This is a genomic window from Anoxybacillus sp. (genome assembly GCF_036834105.1).
In the GTDB taxonomy this organism is placed as follows: Bacteria; Bacillota; Bacilli; order Bacillales; family Anoxybacillaceae; genus Anoxybacillus.
Window position 1 is genome coordinate 1 of the sequence record NZ_DAITON010000172.1, and the last position, 3,755, is coordinate 3,755.

4 protein-coding genes are annotated in these 3,755 nt (G+C 42.8%); all 4 read right to left on the minus strand.

The window, feature by feature from the left end; translation table 11 throughout:
- Positions 1–1,040, minus strand: a 1,040-nt coding sequence (locus tag V7Z64_RS12245; RefSeq protein ID WP_334110572.1) for an ABC transporter substrate-binding protein, incomplete at its 3' end; no start/stop codon positions are given.
- Complete coding sequence (locus V7Z64_RS12250; protein ID WP_297987314.1) at positions 1,037–1,816, minus strand: ABC transporter permease; 780 nt, start codon at positions 1,814–1,816, stop codon at positions 1,037–1,039. The genes V7Z64_RS12250 and V7Z64_RS12245, both read right to left, overlap by 4 nt.
- Positions 1,813–2,610 (minus strand): ABC transporter permease, encoded by a 798-nt coding sequence (locus V7Z64_RS12255; RefSeq protein WP_297987312.1) that lies wholly within the window; start codon positions 2,608–2,610, stop codon positions 1,813–1,815. Before V7Z64_RS12255 ends, V7Z64_RS12250 begins: the two co-directional genes overlap by 4 nt.
- 1 nt (position 2,611) lies before the next feature.
- Entirely contained in the window at positions 2,612–3,667 is a 1,056-nt protein-coding gene (locus tag V7Z64_RS12260; protein WP_297987310.1) for an ABC transporter ATP-binding protein, read from the minus strand.
- Between the last annotated feature and the right edge of the window lie 88 nt (positions 3,668–3,755).

Sequence of the window (3,755 nt, forward strand, 5' to 3'; positions counted from 1 at the left end):
TCATTGTAATAGGCGAGCATACTTTTGCCAAGATTTTCGTACACTTCAAGCTTATCGGCAAGTTGTTCGCTCGGGTAAAAACGCTCGTCTTCCACGATGTCTTTTGGCAAGTAGTCGAGCGCTTTTTTATTTGGCGTCGAATAGCCAACATACTTGGCATTTTGGGCTGCATTTTTCGGATCGAGCATAAAATTAATAAATTGATGCGCTCCTTCAATATTTTTTGCTGTTTTCGGGATAACCATATTATCAAACCATAAGTTTGTTCCTTCCTTCGGGATGACATAATCAAGGCGTTCATTTTCCCACATAATTTCCGCCGCATCTCCTGACCAAACGATGCCGATGGCTGCTTCTTCATTTGCAAGCAGCATTTTAATCTCATCGCCGACGATCGCTTTGACGTTTGGAGTTAGCTTATCGAGTTTTTGTTTTGCTTGTTGTAAATGAGCTTTGTTCGTATCATTTAAGGAATAATGCAAACTATTTAACGCCATGCCGATAATTTCGCGCGCACCGTCGACAAGCAAAATTTGATTTTTAAAGGAAGGATCCCATAAGTCGTTCCAGCTCGTTATTTCTTTTCCTCCAAGAAGTGCGCGATTGTAGACAATGCCGACCGTTCCCCAAAAATAAGGGATGGAATATTCATTGCCCGGATCAAATGATAAATTCAAAAAGCGCTGATCAATATAGCGTAAGTTTGGAAGTTTCGCGTGGTCGATCGGCAACAATAAACCTTCTTCTTTCATCTTGCTAATTGCGTATTCTGAAGGGACAGCGACATCAAATGTCGTTCCACCTTGGGAAATTTTTGTCATCATCGCTTCATTGGAATCAAATGTTTGATAAATGACTTTTAGCCCTGTTTCTTTTTCGAATTTTTTAATGAGCGCAGGATCAATATAGTCGCCCCAGTTATAAATCGTTAACGTATTGACTCCTTCATATCCTTTCGACGATTCGATCATACGTACAACATAAAGCAAGCTAAAAGCAATGAGCCAAACGAGCAAAAAAAGTGATAATAACTTTCTCATTTTTGTCCCCCCTTCGCACTCGTCCGTTGTGTAATTATGTAGTACACAACAACGAGAAGGAGCGTAAATAAGAAAAGAAGGGTAGATAAAGCGTTGACGGATAACGAAATTCCTTGACGCGCCCGCGAATAAATTTCAACCGATAACGTCGAAAAGCCGTTGCCTGTGACGAAAAATGTTACTGCAAAATCGTCAAGCGAGTATGTGAGCGCCATGAAAAAACCAGCAAAAATGCCTGGTGTCACATACGGAAGAACGACTTTCGTCAGCACGTTCCACTCGTTTGCTCCTAAGTCGCGCGCAGCGTCAATCAACGTCGGGCTCATTTCCTGCAGCTTCGGCAACACCATTAAGACGACAATCGGAATGCTGAAGGCAATATGCGACAATAGGACGGACGTAAATCCGAGCTGAATACCTGCGATCGTGAATAAGATGAGAAACGATGCCCCGATAATGACGTCAGGGCTAACAATCAAAATGTTATTCAATGTAAGGAGCGTTTGTTTCCAACGATGCGTCGCATAGTAAATGGCGATCGCTCCGAAGACGCCAATGATTGTCGCAAGCGACGACGATAATAATGCGACGATTACTGTATGCAGGACGATCACAAGCAAACGTGTATCGTCAAACACATCTTTGTACCAATCAAGCGTAAACGATTCGAAATGATGCATCGTTCCGCCGCTATTAAATGAATAGTAAATTAAATAAAAAATAGGCATATATAACACAAAAAACACGAACGCTAAATAGAGGCGAGCAACCTTCATTGTCTCACCCCCCATTTTTTATTCCCTGTTATAGCCATGATGCCTGCCATAGCGATCATTAAAAAGACAGCGATTGTCGCCCCCATGCCCCAGTTTTGTGTGACGAGAAAATGTTGCTCGACTGCTGTTCCGAGCGTTATGACGCGGTTTCCAGCAATTAGTCTCGTCAACATAAAGAGCGAGAGCGACGGAATAAATACCGCCTGGCAACCCGCTTTGACTCCATCGAGCGTCAGTGGAAAAATGACGCGCCGAAATGTCGTCCATTCGCTTGCCCCTAGATCCCGTGCGGCATCAATTAAGGAATGATTCAATTTTTCAAGCGCATTAAAAATCGGTAAAATCATAAACGGAATAAAAATATAAACAGATACGAAAACAAAACTGAAATCTGTAAACAATAATTGCTTTGTCCCGATTCCGATCGCTTCCAATAGCGCGTTGACCGCACCGTATGTGCCGAACAGTCCGAGAAAGGCATACGCTTTTAACAATAAGTTAACCCATGTCGGCAAAATAATAAGCAATAACCATAGCTGCTTATGCTTCGTTTTTGTTAAAAAATAAGCGGTCGGATAAGCGATAAGAAGCGAGCACGCTGTAATTAAAAACGCGTACCAAAACGAATGAATTGTCATTCGTAAATAAACAGGCGTAAAAAAAGTTTCATAGTTTACGAGCGAAAAGCGCCCTTCGATATCGAAAAACGAATAGTATACGACGAGAATAATTGGCGCAATGACGAACAATGCAATCCATAGCCAATACGGGACAGCATAAGCGTAGCGCCGCATGTTATTCACCTCCGCTCCGCTTCATCACATGGATAGCTTCCGGCTCAAAATGAAGGCCGATCTCTTCCCCGATTTCTGCCTTTTTCGTCGAGTGAACGAGCCATTCATTTCCGTACGCATCGTAACAACAAAGCTCGTAATGTACGCCGCGAAATAAAACAGAATCGACACGCACGCGCAACTTGCCGCGTTCAGCGGTTGTTAATTCTAAGTCTTCCGGGCGAATGACAATATCGACTTGTTCGTTTTTTGAAAATCCACGATCGACGCACGTAAATTGTTGATTGGCAAATTCAACAACAAAATCGTCAACCATCGTTCCGACAATGATGTTTGACTCCCCGATAAAATCAGCGACGAAACGATTGACGGGCTCATCATAAATATCTTTCGGTGTGCCGCGTTGTTCAATTTTTCCTTTGTTCAACACGAAAATTTCATCCGACATGGCAAGCGCTTCTTCTTGGTCGTGAGTGACGAAAATAAACGTAATACCGAGCCTCCGCTGTAATTCACGCAGCTCATATTGCATTTCTGTCCGCAGCTTTAAATCGAGGGCGGAAAGTGGCTCATCTAACAAAAGGACGTCCGGCTCGTTGACGATGGCGCGGGCGATGGCGACGCGTTGCCGCTGTCCCCCTGACATTTCATGAATGGCGCGTTGTTCATATCCTTCTAAGTTGACGAAACGAAGCGCTTCTTTTACTTTTCGTTCAATGTCTGCTTCGCGCAAGTTTTTTATGCGCAACCCGAAAGCGACGTTTTCAAACACATTTAAATGAGGAAAAAGCGCATAATCTTGAAAAACGGTATTCACCTGTCGTTTATTTGCTGGAATGCCGTTCATTCGCTTTCCGTGAAAATAAATATCACCTTTTGTCGGTTCGATAAAACCAGCGATTAAGCGAAGAATGGTCGTTTTTCCACATCCGGAGGGGCCAAGAAGCGTATAAAACTTCCCACGCTCCATTTCAAAGCTCACATCATCGAGCACAGGATCATCATCATCGTATTGTTTTGTGACATGTTCAAAGCGAATGATGACACGATCATCCATTTTGTTTATCTCACCTCATTTTTCACATATTTAAGTTCATTATGAATGATCGGTCTATATTGGGCAACTTTTTTTCGCTATTGGAGAA

Excerpts from the sequence above, each read along its gene's own strand:
- V7Z64_RS12260 (WP_297987310.1), bottom strand. The coding sequence starts at position 3,667 with ATGGATGATCGTGTCATCATTCGCTTTGAACATGTCACAAAACAATAC.
- V7Z64_RS12255 (WP_297987312.1), bottom strand. The coding sequence starts at position 2,610 with ATGCGGCGCTACGCTTATGCTGTCCCGTATTGGCTATGGATTGCATTG.
- V7Z64_RS12250 (WP_297987314.1), bottom strand. The coding sequence starts at position 1,816 with ATGAAGGTTGCTCGCCTCTATTTAGCGTTCGTGTTTTTTGTGTTATAT.